The 18,947-nt window shown below is 71.5% G+C and carries 13 protein-coding genes and 5 pseudogenes; 2 read left to right on the forward strand and 16 right to left on the reverse strand.

Annotation, left to right across the window (positions count from 1 at the left end; genetic code table 11):
• From ftsZ to murB, 5 genes and pseudogenes are all read right to left on the reverse strand, one after another.
• A pseudogene (ftsZ, locus tag RUMESO_RS09355) lies at positions 1 to 1,086 on the reverse strand (cell division protein FtsZ); the annotation flags it as partial.
• A 218-nt stretch (positions 1,087 to 1,304) separates the two neighbouring features.
• Positions 1,305 to 2,639, reverse strand: coding sequence for a cell division protein FtsA (gene ftsA, locus RUMESO_RS09360; RefSeq protein WP_037279869.1), 1,335 nt, complete (start codon positions 2,637 to 2,639; stop codon positions 1,305 to 1,307).
• Complete coding sequence (locus tag RUMESO_RS09365) at positions 2,639 to 3,592, reverse strand: cell division protein FtsQ/DivIB (RefSeq protein WP_082483545.1); 954 nt, start codon at positions 3,590 to 3,592, stop codon at positions 2,639 to 2,641. The genes ftsA and RUMESO_RS09365 overlap by 1 nt, the downstream gene beginning before the upstream one ends.
• Positions 3,580 to 4,494, reverse strand: coding sequence for a D-alanine--D-alanine ligase (locus RUMESO_RS09370; protein WP_082483547.1), 915 nt, complete (start codon positions 4,492 to 4,494; stop codon positions 3,580 to 3,582). The genes RUMESO_RS09365 and RUMESO_RS09370 overlap by 13 nt, the downstream gene beginning before the upstream one ends.
• Positions 4,495 to 4,589: 95 nt before the next feature.
• Positions 4,590 to 5,540, reverse strand: a complete 951-nt coding sequence (gene murB / locus RUMESO_RS09375; protein ID WP_051521179.1) for a UDP-N-acetylmuramate dehydrogenase — start codon at positions 5,538 to 5,540, stop codon at positions 4,590 to 4,592.
• 55 nt (positions 5,541 to 5,595) lie between these two features.
• Between murB and RUMESO_RS25080 the strand changes: the two genes are divergently transcribed.
• Positions 5,596 to 5,745 (forward strand): hypothetical protein, encoded by a 150-nt coding sequence (locus RUMESO_RS25080; protein ID WP_156362832.1) that lies wholly within the window; start codon positions 5,596 to 5,598, stop codon positions 5,743 to 5,745.
• A gap of 6 nt (positions 5,746 to 5,751) precedes the next feature.
• Here RUMESO_RS25080 and RUMESO_RS09380 read toward each other — a convergent pair whose 3' ends face one another.
• The 5 genes and pseudogenes from RUMESO_RS09380 to ftsW form a co-directional block, all read right to left on the reverse strand.
• Positions 5,752 to 6,021, reverse strand: a complete 270-nt coding sequence (locus RUMESO_RS09380) for a DUF2484 family protein (RefSeq protein ID WP_037279873.1) — start codon at positions 6,019 to 6,021, stop codon at positions 5,752 to 5,754.
• Positions 6,018 to 6,260, reverse strand: a complete 243-nt coding sequence (locus tag RUMESO_RS09385) for a DUF2484 family protein (RefSeq protein WP_037279875.1) — start codon at positions 6,258 to 6,260, stop codon at positions 6,018 to 6,020. The genes RUMESO_RS09380 and RUMESO_RS09385 overlap by 4 nt, the downstream gene beginning before the upstream one ends.
• A 15-nt stretch (positions 6,261 to 6,275) precedes the next feature.
• Positions 6,276 to 7,682, reverse strand: a pseudogene (gene murC, locus RUMESO_RS09390) (UDP-N-acetylmuramate--L-alanine ligase).
• A gap of 17 nt (positions 7,683 to 7,699) precedes the next feature.
• Positions 7,700 to 8,758: a UDP-N-acetylglucosamine--N-acetylmuramyl-(pentapeptide) pyrophosphoryl-undecaprenol N-acetylglucosamine transferase gene (locus RUMESO_RS09395; RefSeq protein ID WP_051521180.1), complete on the reverse strand. Its 1,059-nt coding sequence runs from the start codon at positions 8,756 to 8,758 to the stop codon at positions 7,700 to 7,702.
• 41 nt (positions 8,759 to 8,799) lie between these two features.
• Entirely contained in the window at positions 8,800 to 9,966 is a 1,167-nt protein-coding gene (gene ftsW, locus RUMESO_RS09400) for a putative lipid II flippase FtsW (RefSeq protein ID WP_037279880.1), read from the reverse strand.
• A 191-nt stretch (positions 9,967 to 10,157) separates the two neighbouring features.
• Here ftsW and RUMESO_RS09405 point away from each other — a divergent pair, with 191 nt between their 5' ends.
• Positions 10,158 to 11,339 (forward strand): BaiN/RdsA family NAD(P)/FAD-dependent oxidoreductase, encoded by a 1,182-nt coding sequence (locus tag RUMESO_RS09405; RefSeq protein WP_037279881.1) that lies wholly within the window; start codon positions 10,158 to 10,160, stop codon positions 11,337 to 11,339.
• Positions 11,340 to 11,346: 7 nt separating this feature from the next.
• On the opposite strand, the gene RUMESO_RS09410 is transcribed toward RUMESO_RS09405, so the two are convergent.
• From RUMESO_RS09410 to RUMESO_RS09435, 6 genes and pseudogenes are all read right to left on the reverse strand, one after another.
• Positions 11,347 to 12,759: a hypothetical protein gene (locus tag RUMESO_RS09410; protein WP_037279882.1), complete on the reverse strand. Its 1,413-nt coding sequence runs from the start codon at positions 12,757 to 12,759 to the stop codon at positions 11,347 to 11,349.
• A 266-nt stretch (positions 12,760 to 13,025) separates the two neighbouring features.
• A pseudogene (gene murD, locus RUMESO_RS09415) lies at positions 13,026 to 14,444 on the reverse strand (UDP-N-acetylmuramoyl-L-alanine--D-glutamate ligase); the annotation flags it as partial.
• Between the two features lie 48 nt (positions 14,445 to 14,492).
• The gene (locus RUMESO_RS09420) at positions 14,493 to 14,930 is read right to left on the reverse strand and encodes a GNAT family N-acetyltransferase (protein WP_037279884.1); all 438 of its coding nucleotides are present in this window, start codon (positions 14,928 to 14,930) and stop codon (positions 14,493 to 14,495) included.
• Positions 14,931 to 16,013: pseudogene (gene mraY, locus RUMESO_RS09425) on the reverse strand (phospho-N-acetylmuramoyl-pentapeptide-transferase).
• A 6-nt stretch (positions 16,014 to 16,019) separates the two neighbouring features.
• Positions 16,020 to 17,447 carry a UDP-N-acetylmuramoyl-tripeptide--D-alanyl-D-alanine ligase gene (locus RUMESO_RS09430; RefSeq protein ID WP_037279885.1) on the reverse strand — a complete coding sequence of 476 codons (1,428 nt, stop codon included), beginning with the start codon at positions 17,445 to 17,447 and terminating at the stop codon, positions 16,020 to 16,022.
• A pseudogene (locus RUMESO_RS09435) lies at positions 17,444 to 18,935 on the reverse strand (UDP-N-acetylmuramoyl-L-alanyl-D-glutamate--2,6-diaminopimelate ligase). The gene RUMESO_RS09430 and the pseudogene RUMESO_RS09435 overlap by 4 nt, the downstream one beginning before the upstream one ends.
• Positions 18,936 to 18,947 lie beyond the last annotated feature (12 nt).

The following is an 18,947-nucleotide window of genomic DNA, read 5'->3' on the forward strand; positions in this document are numbered from 1 at the left end:
GTGGCGGCGGCGCGTTGGACCGGCTGCGGCTGCGGCGCGGGCGCGCGCTGGGGCTGCTCGTCGACGCGGCCCGGCGCGCTCATGGAGCGGCGCGGCATCGGCGTCTCCAGGCGGCTGCCCGAGGCGTCGATCCCCGTGGCGACGACCGAGACGCGCATCCGTCCGCCCATGTCGGTGTCGAGCGTCGAGCCCACGATGATGTTGGCGTCCTCGTCCACCATCTCGCGGATCTTGTTCGCGGCCTCGTCGAGCTCGAAGAGCGTCATGTCGTAGCCGCCGGTGATGTTGATCAGCACGCCCTTGGCGCCCTTGAGGCTGATCTCGTCGAGGAGCGGGTTGGCGATGGCCTTCTCGGCGGCGTGGGTCGCGCGGTCCGGACCCTCGGCCGTCGCCGGTGCCCATCATGGCCTTGCCCATCTCGTCCATCACGGCGCGGACGTCCGCGAAGTCGAGGTTGATGAGGCCCGGCCGCACCATCAGGTCGGTCACGCCCTTCACGCCCTGGTAGAGCACGTCGTCGGCCAGCGCGAAGGCCTCGGTGAAGGTCGTGTTCTCCGTCGCCAGCCGGAACAGGTTCTGGTTCGGGATGATGATCAGCGTGTCCACGACCTTCTGGAGCGCCTCGACGCCCTCCTCGGCCTGGCGCATCCGCTTGGCGCCCTCGAACTGGAAGGGCTTGGTCACGACGCCGACGGTCAGCACGCCCAGCTCGCGGGCGGCCTGCGCGATGATCGGCGCGGCGCCGGTCCCGGTGCCGCCGCCCATCCCGGCGGTGATGAAGCACATGTGGGCCCCGGCGAGGTGGTCCACGATCTCCTGAATGGATTCCTCGGCGGCGGCGGCCCCGACGGAGGGACGCGCGCCCGCGCCCAGCCCCTCGGTGACCTTCACGCCCATCTGCACCTTCTGCGGCGCGTTCGACTGCTTCAGCGCCTGGGCGTCGGTGTTCGCGACGACGAACTCGACCCCGTCGAGCTGCTTGTCGATCATGTTGTTCACCGCGTTGCCGCCGGCCCCGCCGACGCCGAACACGGTGATCCGGGGCTTGAGATCCTCCTGCCCCGGAAGCGAAAGATTGAGTGCCATCGCGCTGTCCGCCTGTGTCGTTCGTGTTTTCGAGCCGTCTCGTTCGAACGGCCGCCGCCCTGTCCCGATCGGGCCCATTATGGACCTTGCTGGCGGTGCCCTCGACTCTACCGGCGCCCTTCCGTCCCGTCACGCCAAAAACACACCTGCCGCTCGATCTCCATGGGGATAATCAGGCCACAGGAGCGTTGCACGGCTGCATCGGCGAATTCCCGCCGTCACCAGTTGTCCTTGAACCACTTCACGGCGCGCCGGAACGAGCGGGCGGACTGCCGATCCGGCGGGATCTCGAAATCCCACCATTCGTCCTGCGGATGCGCCGCGAAGAGCGTGAGGCCCACCGCCGCCGAGAAGGCCGCCCCCGTCGCCGCCTGCGGCAGCCCCTGCACCCGGAGCGGCCGGCCTAGCCGCACCTTCTGCCCCAGGATGCGCGCGGCCAACCCGTCGAGCCCCGGGATCAGGCTCCCGCCCCCCGTCAGCACGATGCTCCGCGACGGAAGCTGGTCGAACCCCGCCCAGTCGAGCCGCGCCCGGACCTCCTCCAGGATCTCCTCCACGCGCGGCCGCATGATGCCGATGAGCTCCGTGCGGCTCACGACGCGCCGGTCGTGCTCCCAGTCGCCGGTGTCGCCGCCGATGGGGATGAGCTCGCGATCGTCCACGCCCGTCGCGACGACCCCGCCATAGAGCGTCTTCATCCGCTCCGCCTGCGCCATGGGCACCTGCAGGCCCATGGAGATGTCGCCGGTCACGTGCTCCCCGCCCAGCCGCACGGAGTCGGCGAAGATCATGTGCTTGCGGATGAAGATCGACAGCCCCGTCGAGCCGCCTCCCATGTCGATGCAGACCGCGCCCAGCTCCTGTTCGTCCTCCACGAGGCTCGCGATGCCCGAGACGTAGGCCGAGGAGGCGAGGCCCGCGCATTCGAGGTCGCAGCGCTTGAGGCAGAGGAGCAGCGTCTCGATGGCCGCCGCGTCCACCGCCAGGAGGTGCAGGTCCGCCGTGAGCTGGCGGCCGACCTGCCCCTGGGGGTCCGTGATCCCGGTGCGGTGATCCAGCGCCCAGTTGACCGGCTGCGCGTGCAGGACCTCGCGGCCCAGGCCCACGTCCGGCACGTCGCAGGAGCCGAGCACCCGCCCGATGTCCCAGCCGGTCACGGCGGACCCCTCCACCTCGGCCTCGCCGCTCAGGGCGAAGCTCTCGGGCCGCGCGCCGGACAGGCAGACGATGACGTGGTCCACCCGCACCTGCGCGTCCTTCTGCGCCTGCTGGACGGCCGTGCGGATCGCCCGCTCGGTCTCGCCCATCGAGTCGACCTCGCCGAACCGGATCCCGCGCGACCGGGTCACGGCATGGCCGATCACCTTGAACTGCGTCTGCCCGGCCATGGGCCCCACGCCGTCGGCGCCGCCCGCCCGCTCCGGCCCGTCGAAGCGCAGCACGAGGCAGGCGATCTTGCTGGTCCCGAGGTCCAGGATCGCGATCACGCCCCGCTGGAGCGCCGCCCTCCGGATGGCGCGCATGGCACGCTGGGTCTGATAGAGGGGGCGCATCAGTGGTCCTCTTGGATGGGCGCGACGGAGACGGTCTCGTTCGCGGCGATGGCCTCGCGCAGGCTGGCCGCGGCGACGGGGTTCAGTCGGAGCGTGGGGCGGTCGCCCAGTCGCATGTCCACGACCCCGACGTCGCGGTCGAGGATCTGCTGCGCCTGGTCGAGCGCGATGACCCGCTCGAGCGCCGGGACCGGATCGTGGGTCGGCAGCAGGATGCGCAGGTCGTTGTCGAGGATCATGTCCCAGCGACGTTCGCCCATCCGCACGAGGCCGCGCACGCGCGGCGCGATGGGCGCGGCGGCGGAGAAGAGCCTCAGCGACTCGTCGATGGCGTCCTTGGCGCCGTCGCCGGCGATCAGCGGCAGGTCGGACCGGTCCGCCCGCTCGGCGATCATGCCGGTCATCACCCCTTCGCCGTCGATCAGGCGCAGCCCATCCGCGTAGCGCCACACGGCCACGGGAACGCGCTGCACCACGGCGATCTCCAGGGTTCCGCCCGGGTTCACCTTGACCTGCGCCGAGCGCACCGCCGTCAGGTCGGTCACCTTGCGCCGCAGCGCATCGAGGTCGAGGTCGAAGGACGACACCGGCAGGTCGATCCGCGCGACCTCGTTGATGGCCGCCGTCAGGGCCCGGTCGGCGCCGGCGATCTCGACGGCGGTGACCATGAACTCGGGCCGCTCGCGCACGGCGTCCATCATGGCGTCGTACTTGGCCGCCACCAGCGCGCGGTGGTCGTCCGAGGCCAGCCAGAGCGCCGCGACGGCCAGCACGGCGCCCACGGGCAGCCCCACCTTCACCAGTCGCCGGTAGAAGGGCGTGAGCATCAGCCGCTGGTAGCGATAGGACCAGACGGAGGGCGCCGGGTCGCGGCGCAGGCCCAGCGAGGGCTGGGCCGGCTGCCGCACCAGCGACGGGATCGTCAACTGCCAGAGGAGCTTCAGCGTCCGCACGAGGCGTCCTCCACCAGCCAGCGGCAGAGCGCCGGGAAGTCGATCCCCGCCGCCGCCGCCTGCTCGGGCGCGAGCGAGGTCGGCGTCATGCCGGGCTGCGTGTTGATCTCGAGGATCACCAGGCCCTTCAGCCCCTTGGATTCGTCCCAGCGGAAGTCCGTCCGCGACAGCCCCCGGCAGCCGAGCGCCTCATGCGCCCGCAGCGCCATGTCGAGGCAGGCGTCGAACACCTCCCGCGGCACCTTCGCCGGCACCTCGTGGCGCGATCCGCCCGGCGCGTACTTCGCGTCGTAGTCGTACCAGCCGTCGGTGATGATGTCCGTGACGGTCAGCGCCCGGTCGCCCAGCACCGCCGTCGTGAGCTCCCGCCCCGGCGCGTAGGTCTCGACCATGACCGTGTCCGGCATGGACGCGGCGAGCTGCGGCGGCCGATTCGCGCCCTCGGGCACGATGTAGACCCCGACCGAGGAGCCCTCGTTGTTGGGCTTGACCACGTAGGGAGGCGCCATGACGTGCCGGGCGCAGACCTCGTCCCGCCGCGCCAGGACGCTCCTCACCACCGGGAGCCCGGCGGCGGCGAACACGTCCTTGGCGCGCGCCTTGTCCATGGCCAGCGCCGAGGCCAGCACGCCCGAATGGGTATAGGGAACCTTGAGCCATTCGAGGAGCCCCTGGACGCAGCCGTCCTCGCCCCAGCGGCCATGCAGCGCGTTGAACGCCACGTCCGGCCTCATCTCCACGAGGCGCTGCGCGAGGTCCGGCCCCGCGTCCACCTCCAGGGCCTCGAAGCCCGCCTCCCGCAGAGCCGCCGCGCATTGGCGCCCGGAGGAGAGCGAGACCTCGCGCTCCGCCGATGGACCGCCCATCAGGACGGCGACTCTGGGACCTGTCCTGCCCGACATGCCCTAAACTGCCCCATTCGCGGGCCCTTCGGCCCGTCATTATGAATGCGGCCCCTCCAGCCGGGACCGCTCCGCCACTCAGATCATCCTTAACGTCACGCGGGGTCGCCGACCCGCATGATTTCCCACTCTAGCCTCACCCCGGCGTGATCGTAAACCGCTTTCCGCACGTCCTCGCCCAATCCTTCGAGGTCGGCGGCGGTGGCGCCGCCCGCATTCGTGAGGAAATTCGCGTGCATGGGGTTCATGATCGCCCCGCCGCGCCGCGCGCCCCGCATCCCGGCGTCGTCAATCAGTTTCCAGGCCTTCAACTCGTGCGTGTCGTCGGCCCGACCGGTGCTGCTGTAGCCCGCCGGGTTGCGGAAGGTCGATCCTGCGGTCCGATCCTTCGTCGGCTGCGTCGCGTCGCGCTTGGCGAGCTGCTCCTCCATGCGCGCGACCAGAGTCGCGGGATCCCCCTCCGGCGCCTCGAACACGGCTTCCGTGACAACCGCTCCCTCCGGCATCCGACTAGACCGATAGGCGAGCGCCAGCTCCGCCGCCGGGATCGTCACGACGGTCCCGTCCCGCAGCACCGCCGTGACCTCGACCAGCACGTCCGCCACGTAGGCCCCGTAGCACCCCGCGTTCATTCGCACCGCGCCGCCGACCGTCCCCGGGATCGTCCGCAGGAAGGTCAGGTCCCGCCCCGCCTCCGCCGCCTTGCGCGCGACGTGGGCGTCGAGCGCCGCCGCCCCCGCCCTCACGCGCGACCCTTCCACCGCGATCCCGTTGAACCCGCGCCCGAGCCGGACCACCGCGCCCCGCACGCCCCCATCCCGCACGATGAGGTTCGAGCCCACCCCCATCGGGAACACCGGCACCTCCGGCGGCAGCGCCCCCAGGAACGCCGAGAGGTCCTCGACGTCCGCCGGCTGCACCAGCGCATCCGCCGGCCCGCCCACGCGCAGCCAGGTCAGGTCCGCGAGCGGCCGCCCGGGGGTGATCGTCCCGCGGAACCCCGCGGGCCTTGGAACGGTGGTCGCGTCAGCTTGCTCGTATGTCACGCCGGATTACCTGAGAAGGGCTCGAAGGGAGCGGGTTCAGCAGAGGAGAGAGGTCATGTGCTGGACTAGAACCGAATGGGACCGCAAGGCCACCGAGACCCGCCGCGAGGAGACCGCGACGCCGACGAGGTTCGCCGAGCCCCCCGCCCGCGAGGCCCCGAGGCCCGAGGAGCGCCGCGCGAAGGAGCCCGTGCCCGCCGAGTAGCGTCCCCTACTCCGCCGGGTCCTGGTGCGGCGACGCGGTCAGGCCACGCAGCCGCCGCATCAGGAAGATCAACGGCCAGCGCAGGATCGACGCCCCCGCCGCCAGCGCCAGCATCCCGGCGATGGGCCCGTGCTCGACGGTGAGCCAGCCCAGCAGAGGCACCCCGCAGGCGATCAGCAAGGTGGCCGACCGCCAGTGGTCGTCGCGCGACGGCAGCATCGCGATCACGTTCGCCGTCACGAACCACAGGCAGGCCAGGACCAGGGCGGCGCTCATGCCGTCCTCCCCCGCGCCCAGCGGAGCAGCGCCCCGAACGGCCGGCGGAACATCGACAGGAACGCGAGGAACGCCAGCGCCCCGGCCCACCAGCCCACCTGAGCAGCCATCCAGACCATCAGCACGGGCGCCGTGGCGAGCAGCAGGAGCCCCGGCACCATCTGCCGCCGCATCGGCAGCATCGCGGTCCCGCTCGCGGCCAGCACCCAGAGGCAACTCGCAAGAACCGACGGAGCCATCTCGTCCTCCCTCGCCTATGCCGCCTGGCCGCGCAGCCGCGCGGGGAGCCCGTGCGCCCAGGCGCTGATGTTGCCCGCGCCGAGGCACACGACGATATCCCCCGGCCGCGCCTGCTCCTTCACCAACCGCGCGAGGTCCTCCTCGCCGTGCACCGCCCGCGCGTGCCGGTGCCCGTGCCGGATCAGCCCGCCCACGAGATCGTCACGCGACGCTCCCTCGATGGGCGCCTCGCCCGCCGCATAGACCTCGGCGATGCCGACCACGTCGGCCTCGTTGAAGCAGGTGCAGAACTCCTCGAAGAGGCTCGACAGCCGCGTGTAGCGGTGCGGCTGGTGCACCGCGATCACCCGCCCCTTGCTCGCCTGCCGCGCGGCCTTGAGCACCGCCGCGATCTCGACCGGGTGATGCCCGTAGTCGTCGATGATCGTGACCCCGTCGACCTCGTCAACCTTGGTGAAGCGCCGATTCACGCCGCCGAAGCACGCGAGCGCCGACCGGATCGTCTCCTTGTCCATGCCGAGGTGCCGCGCCACCGCGATCGCCGCGAGCGCGTTGCTCACGTTGTGATCGCCCGGCATCGGGAGGGTCATGCCCTCGATCACGTCCCCCTCGGCCTGGAGGAAGACGTCGAACTGCGCCGTGCCGTTCTCGTAGGTGGGCCGCGTCGCCCGCACGTCGGCCTGCGCGTTGAAGCCGAAGGTCCTCACCCGCCGGTCGGTCACGCGGCCCACCAGCGCCTGCACCTCGGGGTGGTCCGTGCAGCAGACCGCGAGCCCGTAGAACGGGATGTTCGACACGAAGTCGTAGAAGCCGCGCCGGAGGTTCTCGATCGTCCCCCCAATGCTCCATGTGCTCGGGGTCGATGTTGGTCACGATGGCGATGGTCGCGGGCAGCCGGTTGAAGGTCCCGTCCGACTCGTCGGCCTCCACGACCATCCATCCCCCTGCCCGATCCGGGCATTGGAGCCGTAGCGATGGATGATCCCGCCGTTCACCACCGTCGGATCGAGCCCCCCCGCCTCGAGCAGCGTGGCCACCATGGTCGTGGTCGTGGTTTTCCCATGCGTCCCGGCGATGGCGACATTCGACTTAAGTCGCATGAGCTCGGCCAGCATCTCGGCCCGCCGCACCACTGGCAGGCCCTTGCGCCGCGCCTCGTCCAGCTCCGGGTTCCCCGGCTTGATGGCCGAGGAGATCACCACGACCTCCGCGCCCTCCAGGTTCTCGGCCCGCTGCCCGATCTGGATCGTGGCGCCCAGCTTGGCGAGGCGCTTGGTGATGTCGCTCTCCCGCGCGTCCGAGCCCTGGACCGTGTAGCCCATCGTCAGCAGCACCTCGCTGATGCCGCTCATGCCGATCCCGCCGATCCCGACGAAGTGGATCGGCCCCACGTTCTGGGGCAGCTTGGTCGGCCGCTGCATGGAATGACCTCCGTCCATCAAGCACGGCCCTCCTTCTGGTTCCGAGACAAGTTATCCACAAGTTCCGCCAGCCGTTCCGCTGCGTCAGGCTTCCCGTAGGCCAGCGAGGCCCGCGCCATCGCGGACGCGCGTCCCGGGTCCGACAGCAGCGCCCCCAGCCGCGTCGCCAGCGCCCCGGCGGCGAAGCCCGCCTCCGGCATGACCTCCGCCCCGCCCGCCTGCTCCAACCCGCGCGCGTTCGCCGTCTGGTGATCCTCGGCCGCGGCGGCATAGGGGATCAGGATCGCCGGCCGCCCGATCACGGTCAGGTCCGCGATGGTCGAGGCCCCGGCCCGCGCGATCACCACCTGCGCCCGCGCCATCCGCTCCGGCACGTCCTCGAAGAAGGTGTGGACCTCGGCCTGGATGCCCTGGTCGCGGTAGAAGGACGTGACCCTCTCAACGTCCTCCTGCCGTGCCTGCTGGCTCACCCGCAGCCGCACCTTCATCCCGTGCGGCAGCGCCGCGAGCGCGGGCGGCACCACGTCCGACAGGATGCGCGCGCCCTGGCTTCCGCCGATGACGAGAACGTGCAGCGCCACCTCGCCCGGCGGCACGTAGCCCGCCCCCGCCATGTCCAGCACCGCCTGCCGCACCGGGTTGCCGACATCGACCCCCTCGACGCCGTCCGGCAGCCTCGTGGGCCAGGTCCCGCAAGCCACGGCATCCACGCGCCGCGCGAAGACCTTGTTCACGCGCCCCAGCACCCCGTTCTGCTCGTGGATCATGCGCGGCAACCGCAGCAGGGTCGCCGCCGTCAGCGCTGGGATCGACGGATAGCCGCCGAAGCCCACCACGGCGTCGGGCCGGTCCCGCATCATCCGCGACACGGTCGCCGCGATCCCGCCCCCCACCCGGAACGGCACGGCGACCTTCGCCACGGCCCCGCCCCGCGCCGGCGTGGCGCTCGCCACGACCTCGCGCGCAACCTCCTTCGGGAACCCGCCCGCGTAGCGCGCGCCCCGTGCGTCGGTGCTGAGGGAAACCCGCCAGCCGCGCGCCAGCATCGTCTCGGCCAGGGCCTGCGCGGGGAACATATGCCCCCCCGTGCCGCCCGCCGCGATGACGAGGTGCCGGCTCAACGCTCCCGCGCCCCCAGGATCTCGCCCATGCGCCCCTGCGGTCGGGTGCGCGTCATGGCCAGCAGCATCCCCACCGCGATCCCGCCCGCGATCAGCGACGACCCCCCGTAGCTCACGAAGGGCAGCGTCATCCCCTTGGCGGGCAGCAGCCGCACCGCGACCCCCATGTTGATCATCGCCTGCACCCCGAAGGAGCAGGCCAGCCCCGTCCCGGCCAATCGTATGAACGGGTCCCTCTCCCCGATCAGCCGCACCAGCGACCCCACCACGATGAAGGCGTAGAGCGCGATGATCAGCATCACGAGGATCAGCCCGTATTCCTCGGCCGCGACCGCGATGATGAAGTCGGTATGCGCGTCGGGGAGCGACCACTTCACCTCGCCCTCGCCCACGCCCACGCCGAAGAACCCGCCCTCGCGGATGGCATTCGTCGCGTAGCCGAGCTGCGTCCGCGGATCGACCTCCGGGCTCAGGAAGCCGTTGATGCGGCGCGCGAAGTGCTCCGAATGCTCGTAGGCGAAGGTGCCCGAGACGACCACGACGCTAGCGAGCACGGCGAGCAGCGTCATCGGCGCCCCCGCCACGAAGTACATGACCCCCCAGGAGAACAGCACCAGCGCCGCCTGCCCGAAGTCCGGCTGGAGCGCGAGCATGGTCACGATGATGACCATGAGCCCGAACGACCACAGCTTCCCCGGCGGACCGTCCCGCTCCGTCGCGGCAGCCATCAGCCAGGCCGCCAGCACCACGAATCCGGGCTTCAGGAACTCCGAGGGCTGGAACGACACGAAGCCCAGCGAGTACCACCGGATCGCGCCCTTGCCGAAGTCGGTCCCCAGGAAGGGCAGGCAGACCAGCGCCACGAAGCTCAACGCGAAGCCCACGACCGCCAGCCGCCGCACCGCCTTGGGACCCATCATCGAGACGAGCAGCATCACGACCATGGCCGCGCCGCCGAACATCGCCTGGCGCTCGACGTAGTGGAAGGGCGGCAGCCCGTTGCGCGCGGCCAGAGGCGGCGAGGCCGCGAGGCCCAGCAGCAGCCCGATCCCGAACAGGCCCAGGATGCAGGACATCGTGAGCTTGTCGATCGTCCGCCACCAGCGCGGAAGGACCGGATCGCTGGTCCGCGCCGGGGCCAGCCCATGAACCATCTCTGTCACGAAGCACCGCCATCTGCCCCAAGCCGCCCGGTTGGTCCCGGGTTCGGCGCCCGGTGCGCCCGGGTCTGTGGGTAACGATAACGGAATCGCCGTCGCCACGCTAGGCGGAAATCAGCCCGACCCGATCACGACCCGCCACGGGCCCCCGACCCCTTGCCCCGGCGGCCCGCTTGCGCCAAGCCCTGACCCCCATGGAGGCGGACACCATCATCCTCGGCGCCGGCGCCGCCGGCCTCTTCTGCGCGGGCCGCTGCGGCCCGGGCGCGCTCGTGCTCGACCACGCCAGCCGCCCCGCCGAGAAGGTCCGCATCTCCGGCGGCGGGCGCTGCAACTTCACCAACCTCCACGCCCGCCCCGAGGCGTTCCTGTCCGCGAACCCGCACTTCGCCAAGTCGGCTCTCGCCTCCTACACCGCCCAGGACTTCCTCGCCCTCGTGGAGTCCCACCGCATCCCCTGGCACGAGAAGACCCTGGGCCAGCTCTTCTGCGACCGCTCCTCCCGCGACATCATCGCCCTCCTCCTCGCCGAATGCGACCGCGCCGGCGCCCGCGTCCAGCTCTCCACCGTCGTCACGGGACTCTCCCATGACGGCACCCGCTTCACGCTCGCCACCGTCCACGACGGCCGCCACGAAACGCTCCAGGCCCGGCGCCTCGTCGTCGCCACCGGGGGCAAGTCGATCCCCAAGATGGGCGCGACCGGCTTGGCCTACCGCATCGCCGAGCAGTTCGGCCTACCCATCACCGAGACCCGCCCCGCCCTCGTCCCCTTCACCTTCGGCGAGGAGCGGTTCGGCCCCCTCGCCGGGGTCGCCGTCCCCGTCCGGGCGCGCGCGAACGGCCCCGCCTTCGACGAGGCCATGCTCTTCACCCACCGGGGCCTCTCCGGCCCGGCGATGCTCCAGGCCTCCTCCTACTGGCGCGAGGGCGAGGATCTCGCCGTCTCTCTCCTCCCCGGCACCGACTGGGCCCAGGCTCTCCGCGAGGCCAAGCGCGAGGCCCCCAAGCAGAGCCCCAAGACCGCCCTCGCCCGCCATCTCCCCGCCCGCCTCGCGGATCACCTCGCGTCCGAGCTGCACCTTTCGGGCAACCTCGCCGGCCTCTCCGACGCCCGCCTCGACGCGCTGGCCCGCTCCCTGTCCGACTGGCGCCTCAAGCCCACCGGCACCGAGGGCTACCGCACCGCCGAGGTCACGCTCGGCGGCATCGACACGAAGGCCCTCGACTCCAGGACCCTGGAGGCGAAGGCCGTCCCCAACCTCTTCTTCATCGGCGAATGCGTGGACGTGACCGGCTGGCTCGGCGGCTACAACTTCCAGTGGGCCTGGTCCTCGGCGGATGCTGCGGCGCGGGCGATCCGGGCCCGCGCCTGATCCCGCCTCACGGCGCGGGGAAGGCCACCATCCGGGCTCCATGCCAGATCTCGTGGAAGCTGTAGTCGATCTCGTCCTCGGGCCTGCCTTCCTCGTGATAGAGGCAGCGCCCCTGCACGGTCAGGTCGTAGGTCACCATCGGCGCGCCGTCGGGCAGCAGCGTGAGCTGGGGCGCCAGACCGTTCCACAGCTCCCCGTCGCAGGTGAAGGGCAGCGCCGTCGGCCGCACGCCGGTCAGGTCCGACTGCCCCTCGACGAACACGGCGTCCCAGACCCCGTCGGGCGTCTCGCAGGCCTCGTCGCACCAGGCGTAGCCCAGCTCGCTCGAGGCATTCAGGAAGGCCATGCGCGGACGCCCCTCGGCATCGAGCGCCAGCGAGGCCCCCTCCCCGATGCTCTCGTTGGCGATGACCGAGCCGTTCCAGGCCGAATCCGCCAGGCAGTCGGCCTCGTCGCACCAGAGATAGATCAGCGAATGCGACAGGTCCTCCTGCTCCATGCCGTCGCCGGCGAAGAAGGCGACGCGTGGCCGTCCCTGCCCGTCGATCTGCAGGTCCCAGGTCGGAGAGGGATAGGTGCCGCCGCCCGCGTCGATCATCCAGGTCCGTGTCCAGCTCGGCGTCTCGGTGCAGTTGGACTCGCAGGCCAGGTAATAGAGCCCCTCCTTGCCCTCCTCCTCGCCCGGCCCGGGCAGCGCGAAGACGCGCGCCACCACCCGGGGCCGCCCATCCGCCGTCAGGGCCAGCGCGGGGGCGTCGAAGATCTCGGTGTCGTAGTCCGAATGCCGCGCGAGATCGGTCTCGGTCCAGTTGCCCGGGTCCGTGCAGCCCGTGTCGCAGCTCATGTAGAAGGTGCCGTAATGGTCCGGCTCGATGGAGTAGTTGCGGTCCGAGTAGATGAACCGGGGATGCCCCTGCGCATCCAGCACGAAGCTCCGCTGCGGCATGGTGTCGGTCGCGAAGGCCATGCCCATGGCATCCCAGCTCGTCGCGATGAGGCTGATCCTCCAGTTCGCCGCCACCGAGCAGGCGTCGTCGCACTCCGCATAGGAGTAGTCGAGCCCGCCGGGCTGCCCGACCGAATCCGTGACGATCAGCAGGCGGGGTTGCCCCTCGGGCGTCACCGCGACCTGCACGTCATGCGCGGCCGGCATCAGCTCCACGAGGCTCCACGGCCCGGAGGTCGCGCAGGCCCCGGCCTCGCCCGCGCAGGAGGCGTAGACCGCCGCCGCGCCCTCGGCGGTGGGCTCGTAATGGACATAGGCCGCGTGCACCACGCCGGACGGGTCGATCGCGACGTCGGAGCTTCCGGTGCCCCGGTAATCCTCGAAGAAGAGCCCGGATCGGTCGGCCACCTGCGCCTGGGCGGCGCCGGACAGAACGACGAGCGTGACGACGGAAAGGGTCAATCGGGTCTGCATCAGGCACTCCATCAAATGCCGATGCGATAGCACCCCGTCCGGCCTGGCCCCAAGGCAGGTTCTCCCCACCTGGACCAGGGCGGTTCAGGTGCCGATTCGCGGTCCTGCGACGAAGGTTAAGGCGCGGTCAACAATTCGGCCTTGATTTGCCTCGGCTTTTCTCGCCGCCCCGCAACGCCCGTTGGTGTAACGGATCGTTAACCGGCCTCGGCGACCCTGAGCGCGACACGCCCAGGAACCCAGTCCCACCCATGCCCGACCCTTGCCTAGCCCAGATGCCGCCGGACCTCGGCCGCGAAATCCTCGCCCCGCTTCTCGAAGTTGTCGTACTGGTCGAAGCTCGCCGCCGCCGGGGCCAGCAGCACCGTCTCGCCCGGCTTGGCCTCCTCGACCGCCCGCTCGACGGCCCGCGCCATGGTGGTGCAGATCTCCGTCTCGATCCCCGGGAGCTGCCGCGCGAAACCCGCCGCCTCGCGCCCGATGACGTAGCCCTTCACGACCGTGCCCAGGAACGGCACCAGCGGCCCGAGGCCCCCCTCCTTCTCCAGCCCCCCGCAGATCCAGCGGATCTTCTGGAAGGCCTGGAGCGCCTTGGCCGCCGAATCCACGTTGGTCGCTTTGGAGTCGTTGACGAAGGCCACCCCGTCCCTCTCCGCGATCCGCTGGCTCCGGTGCGGCAGCCCCGGATAGCTCCGCATCGCCGCCTCGATGGCGCGCGGCCCAAGGCCGAGGCTCCGCGCCACCGCCCAGGCCGCGCAGGCGTTCTGGTGGTTGTGCGCGCCCGGCAGCCCCTTCACGTCCCGCAGGTCCACCGAGGCCACCTGCCTGCCGCGCCGCCACTCCGCCAGGAACCCCTTCCGCGCGAAGACGGACCACGCCGCGCCTTCCAGCTTCTGCCCGGACGACACCTCGATCACCCGGTCGTCGCCCTTCCCCTCGGAAAGCTGGTTCGCCAAGTATCGCCCTTCGTCCTCGTCGATGCCGATCACCGCCCGGTCCGGCCCGCCCTCGGCGAAGAGCCGCCGCTTCGCCGCGAAGTAGCCGCCCAGGCCCCCGTGCCGGTCCAGGTGATCCGGGCTCAGGTTCGTGAACACCGCGACGTCCGGCGTCAGAGCGCGCGCCAGATCGGTCTGGTAGGAGGACAGCTCCAGTACCACGACCTCCCCATCCCGCGCCGGCTCGATGTCCAGCACGCCGCGCCCGATGTTCCCGGCCAACTGCGTCGGCCGCCCGCTCTCGGCGAGGATGTGGTGGATCAGCGCGCTCGTCGTGCTCTTGCCGTTCGATCCCGTGACCGCCACGACCTTGGGCCGCTGATCGAACGAGTCCCACTCCCGCGTCGCGAAGGACCGGAAGAACAGGCCGATGTCGTTGTCCACCGGCACGCCCGCCGCCCTGGCGGCGGCGATGGCGGGATGCGGCTTCGGGTAGAGATGCGGAATCCCCGGCGAGGTCACCAGCAGCGCCACCCCCTCCCAGGCCTTCGCCTTGGAGAGGTCCCGCAGCTCGATCCCCTCGCCCTCGGCCTTCTCCCGCGCCGGCGCGCCGTCGTCCCAGGCCACCACGTCGGCCCCGCCGGCCCGCAGCGCCCGCGCCGTGGCCAGCCCGGAGCGCCCAAGGCCCAGCACCGCCACGCATTTCCCCTCGACACCCTGAACCGGGATCATGGCCCTGCCCCCTTGCTGCTGCCTCGGCGCCTTATCCCCGGGCGGGCATCGCCCCGCAAGCCGGCCTCAGGGAACCAGGTCGTAGGTCACCCAGGGCGTCTGCCGCGCCACCCGGTCGTAGAGCTTCCGCGCCCGGGCGTTGTCCCCAGCCGTGATCCAGCGGATCACCGACCAGCCGCGCTCGCGCCCCACCTCGGCGACGGCCCGGATCAGCGCCTCGGCCGCCCCGCCGCCCCGCGCGTCGGGCGCGACGAAGAGGTCGTCGAGGAACCCGCCCGTGGTGGCCGAGAGCGGCCGGGCGAAGGCCCGGAAATGCGTCAGGCCCACGAGGGCCCCCTCCCCCTCCACGACGAAGGCCTCGACCTCGTGCGCCGGGTCGTGGATCCAGCCCCACACGCGGTCCCTCATCTCGGGCGTCTGGGTCACGCCGTAGAACTCGGCATAGCCCGCATAGAGGCGGTCCCAGCCCGCCCGGTCCGATTCCACCGGCCGCCGGACCCGCATCTATCGGACCTTCAGGGTGGCGAGGCCGATCATCGCCAGGATGAGCGAGATGATCCAGAACCGGATCACGATCTGCGGCTCGGCCCAGCCGCGCTTCTCGAAATGGTGGTGGATCGGCGCCATCAGGAAGACCCGCCGCTTGGTCCTCTTGTAGACGAGGACCTGGATGATGACCGACAGCGCCTCGACCACGAACAGGCCGCCGACGATGGCCAGCACGATCTCGTGCTTGATCGCGACCGCGATGGCGCCCAGCGCGCCACCCAGGGCGAGCGACCCCGTGTCCCCCATGAACACCGCCGCCGGAGGCGCGTTGTACCACAGGAAGCCGAGTCCCCCGCCGATGAGCGCCGCGGTGAAGATGACGATCTCGTCCGCGCCGGGAACTCGATGGATGCCGAGGTATTCGCTGAAGTCGGCGCGCCCGACCGCGTAGGCGATGACGCCGAAGGTCGCCGCCGCGATCATCACCGGCATGATCGCCAGCCCGTCGAGCCCATCCGTCAGGTTCACCGCGTTGGCCGCGCCCACGATCACCAGCATGGCGAAGGGCACGAACAGGATGCCGAGGTTCAGGAGGGCATCCTTGAAGAACGGAAAGGCGAGCTGGTTCGACAGCTCCGCCGGATGGAACGCCGCCGCCCAGACCCCGCGATGGCCGCGACCAGGAACCCGATGGCCAGCCGGATGCGCCCCGAGACGCCCGCCGTCGTCTGCTTGGTCACCTTGGCGTAGTCGTCCGCGAAGCCCAGGAGCGCGAAGCTCAGCGTCACGAACAGCACCATCCAGACGAAGGGGTTGTCCCACCGCGCCCAGAGCAGCGTCGAGGTCAGCAGCGCGCTGATGATGAGGAGGCCCCCCATCGTCGGCGTCCCCGCCTTGGCGAAGTGGGTCTGCGGCCCGTCCGCGCGGATCGGCTGGCCCTTGCCCTGCTTGACGCGCAGCCAGTCGATCAGCGGCCGCCCGAAGAGGAACCCGAAGACCAGCGCCGTGAAGAAGGCCCCCGCCGGCCCGGAAGCTGATGTAGCGGAACAGGTTGAACACGTCGCCCCCGTCGGACAGGGCGGTCAGCCAGTAGAGCATCCGGTCTCAGCTCCCCTTTGTGGACGGCGCGCCTTGCCCGATCCGGCGGATCGCGTCAACGACGAGAGAGACGCGGCTTCCCTTGGAGCCCTTCACGAGCACGATGTCGCCCGCGTCCAGCAGCCGCCCGAGGCCGTCGATCAGCGCTTCGGGCGTCTCGGCCCATCGACCCCGCCGCTCCTCCGGCAGGGCCTCGTGCAGCGCTTTCATCCGGGGTCCGACGCAATGGACGACCGCGACGCTCTCCATCGCCGGGTCCTCCGCGAGGCCCGCATGAAGCCCCGCCTCGTTCGGCCCGAGCTCCAGCATGTCCCCCAGGATGGCGATGCGCCGCCCCCGCGCGACACGCCCCGCGCCGTCCTCGGGCACCATCCCGGCCAGCACCGCGAGCCCTGCCGCCATCGAGATCGGGTTGGCATTGAACGCGTCGTCGAGCAGCATGACCCGCCCGTCGCCCCAGGGGATCTCCTCACGCCCGCCCCGCCCCTTGGGCGGCGTCCACCCGGCGAGCCCGTTCAGCGCCAGCGCGGCATCGGCGCCCAGAGCCTCGGCCGCCGCCAGCGCCCCCAACGCGTTGACCGCGAAATGCGCCCCCTCGGTCCCGACCTTGAGGTGCACGTCCGTCCCCCGCGCCACCGCGCGCCCGACGCTGGCCCCGTTCCCGACCCGCAGGTCGAGCAGCCGGTAGTCCGCACCCTCCGAGGTCCCGAAGGTCGCGACCCTGGCCCCCGCTCGCTCGGCGGCGGCCCTCAGGATCGCAAGCTGCGCCACATCCGCCGGCAGCACCGCAGTTCCGCCCGGTTCCAGCCCCTCGGCGATGGCGGCCTTCTCCTCCGCGATCCCCTCGACGGAGCCGAAGGCCTCCAGATGCGCGGCACCAACGGTCGTGATGAGCACGACATGAGGCCGCGCCTGTTTCGCCAGCGGCGCGATCTCGCCGGGGTGGTTCATCCCGATCTCGATCACCGCATAGTCCGCATCCACCGGCAGCCGCGCCAGAGTCAGCGGCACGCCCCAGTGGTTGTTGTACGACGCCTCCGCCGCATGGACCCTGCCCTGCGTGGCGAGCGCCGCCCGCAGCATCTCCTTGGTCGAGGTCTTGCCGACCGATCCGGTAATCCCGACGACCCGCGCCCGGCTCCGGGCTCGCCCGGCGCGCCCAAGGTCTTCCAGCGCCGCCTGCACGTCCGGCACGATCAGGAGCGGCGCGTCCTCGGCCACCCCCTCGGGCCGGTGCGTCACCAGCGCCGCCGCCGCGCCCTTCTCCAGCGCCTGCGCGACGAACTCGTGCCCGTCCCGCGCGGCCTTCAGCGCCACGAAGAGGTCGCCCGGCCGGATCGTCCGGGTGTCGATGGAGACGCCATCCGCCTCCCACTCGCGCGTGGACGCGCCGCCCGTCGCCGCCACCGCGTCCCGAGAGGTCCAGAGGCTCATGCGCGGCCCTCCAGCACAGCGACCGAGACGCTCGCCTGCTCCACGTCGTCGAAGGGATAGATGTCGTTGCCCACGATCTGCCCGGTCTCGTGCCCCTTGCCGCAGATCAGCAGCGCGTCCCCGGGGCCTAGCGCGTCCACGCCCCGCAGGATCGCCTCGGCCCGGTCGCCGACCTCGGTGACCACGTCGCTTCCCCCGGCGCTTCGGACACCCTCCAGCACGGCGGCCCGGATGCTCCCTGGCTCCTCCGAGCGCGGATTGTCGTCCGTCACGATCACCACGTCCGCGTTCCGCGCCGCCGCCGCGCCCATCAGCGGGCGCTTGCCCCGGTCCCGGTCCCCGCCCGCGCCGACGATGGCGACGATCCGCCCCATCACATGGGGCCGCAGCGCCTTGAGCGCCGTCTCCACCGCATCCGGCGTATGCGCATAATCGACGAAGACCGAGGCCCCGTTCGCCCGCCGCGCCGCGGGCTGCATCCGCCCCCGCACCGTCTGGAGCTCCGGCAGCGCCTTGAACACCTCTTCCGCGTCCTCGCCCGCCCCGATGCAGAGGCCCATCGCCACCAGCACGTTCGCCGCCTGGAAGCCGCCGATCAGTTCCAGCCGCGCCTGCCGCGCCCGGCCCTGCCACTCGAAGCGGATGTCCTGCCCCGTCGCGTCGAACCTCTGCCCCAGAAGCCGCAGCCGCGCGCCCTGATGCGCCCCGGTCCCGATCACCTCGAGCCCCCGCGCCACGCAGATGCCGGTGACCGCCGTCGCCGCCGGGTCGTCGAAGTTCACGACCGCCACGCCGTCCTCGGGCAGCACCGCCCGGAACAGCCGCATCTTGGCCGCGAAATAGGCCTCGAAGGTCTTGTGGTAGTCGAGGTGGTCCTGCGTGAAGTTCGTGAACCCCGCCGCCGCGAGCCACACCCCGTCGAGCCGCCGCTGGTCGAGCCCGTGCGACGACGCCTCCATGGCGACGTGCGTGACGCCCGCCCGCCGCGCCTCGGCCAGGACCTTGTGGAGCGTGATCGGATCGGGCGTCGTGTGCCGCAGCGGATGGGTCCAGGCCCCCTCGATCCCCACGGTCCCGAGATTCACCGCCTTGTAGCCCAGCGCCATCCAGATCTGGCGGCAGAAGCTTGCGACCGAGGTCTTGCCGTTGGTTCCCGTGACAGCGACCACCGTCTCGGGATGTGGCCCGAACCACAGCGCGCAGGTCCGCGCCGAAGGTCTGCCGCGCGTCCTCGGCCAGCACCAGAACGGCATCCCCGAGCTTGCCCTCGGCGATCCGCGCGCCCTCGGCATCCGTGAGGACCGCCGCCGCGCCCCGCAGCGCCGCCGCCTCGACATAATGCGCCCCATGGATCACCGACCCCGGCAGCGCCGCGAAGAGATGCCCCGGCTCCACCGCCCGGCTGTCCACCGAAAGGCCCGTCACCCGGACCTCCCTCCCGCCCGGCGCGGTCAGGCCGAGCTCGGCCAGGGTCCTCGTCTCAGCCATCCCGGCCCTCCG

This window comes from Rubellimicrobium mesophilum DSM 19309, from assembly GCF_000600335.2.
Lineage (GTDB): Bacteria > Pseudomonadota > Alphaproteobacteria > Rhodobacterales > Rhodobacteraceae > Rubellimicrobium > Rubellimicrobium mesophilum.